A 3,278-nucleotide genomic window follows, 5' to 3' on the forward strand; every position below is an offset into this window, starting at 1 on the left:
ATGTTGGCGCTTGTTTTGGCGCTAAATTCGACCCGCCAGCCGATTCACTCAGACTTTAAACTTCGCAGCATAATATCAGGGTGACTCAATCAGAATTCCGATACCGGCTTTTTGCAGGGACGCCATGTATCCATTATCCCATAATTACCATCCGTATGCATCATATTTACATGCCGGAGTAATAATTACCTCTTGGATTGCACTGCTTAGACTTGGAAATACTCGCTTCTCCACAAGCCGATCCAGCTTTTCGATGGTTTCTGTAGACCGTCAGCTAAAATCGGCATTCACCCACGGGCTTACGTCCGTGGTCCTCTGCCAGCCTTAATGGGACACAAAAAGGGATAAAGAAACCGAACAAGGGGGAGGGGTGGCGTAAGCTCCGATGAGGTAGTAGACTAACGTCAATATAGAAAGGAGCTAAGCGTGTCCCAGAACATCGAAGATAAGGCTAATGCTACTGAAACCAGGACCCAGGAAACGCGAGGGTTCATGCAGCAGGTGAAGAGTGGCAGCAAGGCATAAGTATACTCCGGAAGAGAAGGTTCGCATCGGCCTGGAGGGGTTCAGATGGGAGGTGGGGGTAAGTGATCTCTGCCGGCGGGAAGGGATTAAGCCGGGGACCTTCTACGCCTGGAGCAAAGACTTCATGGAGGCAGGGAAGGAGCGGTTAACCCGGGATGCGGTAAGAGCTGCTACGCGCCAAGAGATCGGGCAGATCAAGCGGGAAAACAGCGAGCTCAAACATCTAGTGGCGGATCTGTCTCTGGAAGTGTACCGGCTCAAAAAAACAGCCGTTCCTCCCCTGGAGGGACACAACGGCGCCAACGGATGAGTGGTGAGGAGAAGACCTCGGTTTTGGCCCGGGTGGAGACTCTGGCTGGGTACAAGCGGCAGGCACTGGCAGAACTGGGAATACCCCGAAGCACCTACTATCGGTGGCGTCAGGGGGAGCCCCTTTCGGGGAAGAGAAGAAGGCCATGGAACCGGATTACTCCCGAGGAAGATAGCCGGATATTGGCTGTAGCCCGAGAGTTCCCTGAACTTTCAAGTCGGCAACTGGCGGTCTGGATAACCGATAACGCGGGCTTTGCCGTATCCGAGTCGACAGTATACCGAATCTTGAGAAGGGAAGGGCTGGTGAAACGTCAGGAGACCAAAGCAATGGCCGATAAGGAATATCACACCAAGACAACGCGGCTGCACCAGATGTGGGCTACGGATGCCTCCTACTTCCGAGTGGTTTATATTACCTCGTAACGGTGATGGACGACGACTCCCGTTTCATTCTGGGGTGGAAGCTGCAAAAGGACATGACGGCCAATTCTCTGATTGAGGTGATCCAGGAAGCGGTGGACGCTACCGGAATGACCGATATCCCGATTGAGGATCGCACCAAACTGCTCTCGGACAATGGTTCTAGCTACGTCTCCAGGGCTTTCCGGGACTATCTGGGCCTGGTGGGCATCCATCATATTCGGGCCGCACCCTTCCATCCCCAGACCAATGGCAAGGTAGAACGCTACCAACAGTCTCTGGAACGAGAGGTGAACCAGTTACCCTATGAGCTTCCCAGCCAGATGGAAAGGGCCATTGCCGACTTCGTCGACTACTACAACTATCACCGCTACCACAAGGCCTTGGCCAATGTGACGCCCTCTGATGTCTTATATGGCAGGAGAGAGCAAATCCTGGAGCGCAGAAAGGAGGTGCGGACACAAACACTCAACCATCGCAGAACTTACAACCAAGCCCTCACAGAGCTTGGTTACCCCACCTGAAAACCTAAAAGTGTTCGGTTCAAAAAGTGTCCCATTTCGCTGATTGACAACAATGCTTTCCCTTCCGGCCAATTGGGCTCTTCATAACTGAGAAGTATACTTGAGGGATTGCTCAGAACCATCGAAGTAAAGTTCTGGACAGGATCACTGCAGGGAATGCCAAGGAAAGTGGAAGGCTTGATAGGTGGATGACTTTCCTGCCATTGCGTGCGCTGGTTGCTTCGGACAAAAATGACGGGCGTCGATCTCGATGATAATTGTTGACCACTCTTGGGACTTACAAGGCGCCCAACTGTAACTCCAAACCCGTTATCTAGTCCCGAGACAAAATCCCAACGAACGGTATTATCAACGTGTGGTAACTCAGATAAATCTATTGCCCCCGATATTTTCGGAAACTCCTCTGGAAGTACTTCCCTCAGCGTTACTTCCCAGTGATCACTTCCCGGATCACCAGTATAAAGGCAATCTCCAATGCCTACTCGGATGATATTCATGTCATCTAATCTCAATTCCCTGTATGTGGTTTCAAGACGCCATTTCTTCAAGCAGGCCAACGTCCGAATTGAGCCGCCGCTAGAATTTATGCCGGACAGCCGTTGTTCTAAAACCTGCTCCCGGAAGCTGGACCTCACTCAAAAAATGACGCTCTTGGGGTCGGGTTCCAAGACGTTATGCTAAAAAGCAGCTGAGGTCTTGGCAAGGATGACCCCCCGTCTTATTCTAGTTTGCAGTCAAGTCTATACTTTTGATCCATGGCCAGTAGGTTAAGCTCATAACGGCATTTTTGTCGGATGCCATCTCGAATAGTCCTTGTTCTGCTTGTTGGGTGACGGCATCGAGCGAATGAACGACCTTGTTGGCGAAGTAATTCTTGCGGAGACGATTCCATATCTGTTCTGCCGGATTCAATTCGGGTGAATAGGGTGGCATGAACACAAGCGAGATATTCTCAGGAACGATGAGTTCCTTGCCTTTATGCGATGATGCGCCATCCAGGACCATGACTATAAAATCTTCCTGATGTCTCTGGTGGACCTGATTCAGAAAACGGCTCATGTTCTCGGTGTTCATCTTCTCCGATGTCATATAATCAAGGGCTCCATCCCACGGGCTTACCGCAGCGTATTCATACCTGAACTCTCGTACCAGCGCCATTTTTACCATTGGCCTGATCGGCGCCGGTGCCCAACAGGCACGAGGATCACTCATCCGTCCAAACCGGGCTTCATCTTGAAACATTAAACGGACAGGCAGGTTCCTCTTATTTTTCAAACAGGCGGTTGCCACCATCGCGGGGAGTTTTTTTTAAACTCCTCTTGAGCAGCCTGATCGCTTTTCGGATGCTTGGTATCCGGTTGTACTTTCCCCCACCCATGACGAGCCAACATACGGTATGTGGTTGATGGTGACGTATCATGCCCTAACCGTTTAACCAAAGCAGCGTGGATCGGAGGAACTGAGAGAACTCCTCCGGTACTGGCTTCAGTCTCCCAA

General features: G+C 51.2%; 6 protein-coding genes. 3 read left to right on the forward strand and 3 right to left on the reverse strand.

Annotated elements, in window-relative coordinates:
• Nucleotides 1–508 precede the first annotated feature (508 nt).
• Genes PHV74_15675 through PHV74_15685 form a run of 3 tightly spaced genes read left to right on the forward strand, consistent with a single transcriptional unit; the run spans nucleotide 509 to nucleotide 1,781 of the window.
• Nucleotides 509–835 (forward strand): transposase, encoded by a 327-nt coding sequence (locus PHV74_15675; GenBank protein MDD5095791.1) that lies wholly within the window; start codon nucleotides 509–511, stop codon nucleotides 833–835.
• Entirely contained in the window at nucleotides 832–1,260 is a 429-nt protein-coding gene (locus PHV74_15680) for a helix-turn-helix domain-containing protein (GenBank protein ID MDD5095792.1), read from the forward strand. Before PHV74_15675 ends, PHV74_15680 begins: the two co-directional genes overlap by 4 nt.
• 5 nt (nucleotides 1,261–1,265) lie before the next feature.
• Nucleotides 1,266–1,781: an integrase core domain-containing protein gene (locus PHV74_15685; GenBank protein ID MDD5095793.1), complete on the forward strand. Its 516-nt coding sequence runs from the start codon at nucleotides 1,266–1,268 to the stop codon at nucleotides 1,779–1,781.
• On the opposite strand, the gene PHV74_15690 is transcribed toward PHV74_15685, so the two are convergent.
• The 3 genes from PHV74_15690 to PHV74_15700 form a co-directional block, all read right to left on the reverse strand.
• The gene (locus tag PHV74_15690) at nucleotides 1,769–2,278 is read right to left on the reverse strand and encodes a hypothetical protein (GenBank protein MDD5095794.1); all 510 of its coding nucleotides are present in this window, start codon (nucleotides 2,276–2,278) and stop codon (nucleotides 1,769–1,771) included. The two genes, PHV74_15685 and PHV74_15690, sit on opposite strands and share 13 nt — an antisense overlap.
• A gap of 226 nt (nucleotides 2,279–2,504) precedes the next feature.
• A complete protein-coding gene (locus tag PHV74_15695) occupies nucleotides 2,505–3,074 on the reverse strand; it encodes an IS630 family transposase (GenBank protein ID MDD5095795.1) in 570 nt (189 codons plus the stop codon).
• A partial coding sequence (locus tag PHV74_15700; protein ID MDD5095796.1) for a winged helix-turn-helix domain-containing protein occupies nucleotides 3,053–3,278 on the reverse strand: 226 nt, incomplete at its 5' end. The genes PHV74_15700 and PHV74_15695, both read right to left, overlap by 22 nt.

This window comes from Dehalococcoidia bacterium (assembly GCA_028711995.1).
Taxonomy (GTDB): Bacteria; Chloroflexota; Dehalococcoidia; order SZUA-161; family SpSt-899; genus JAQTRE01.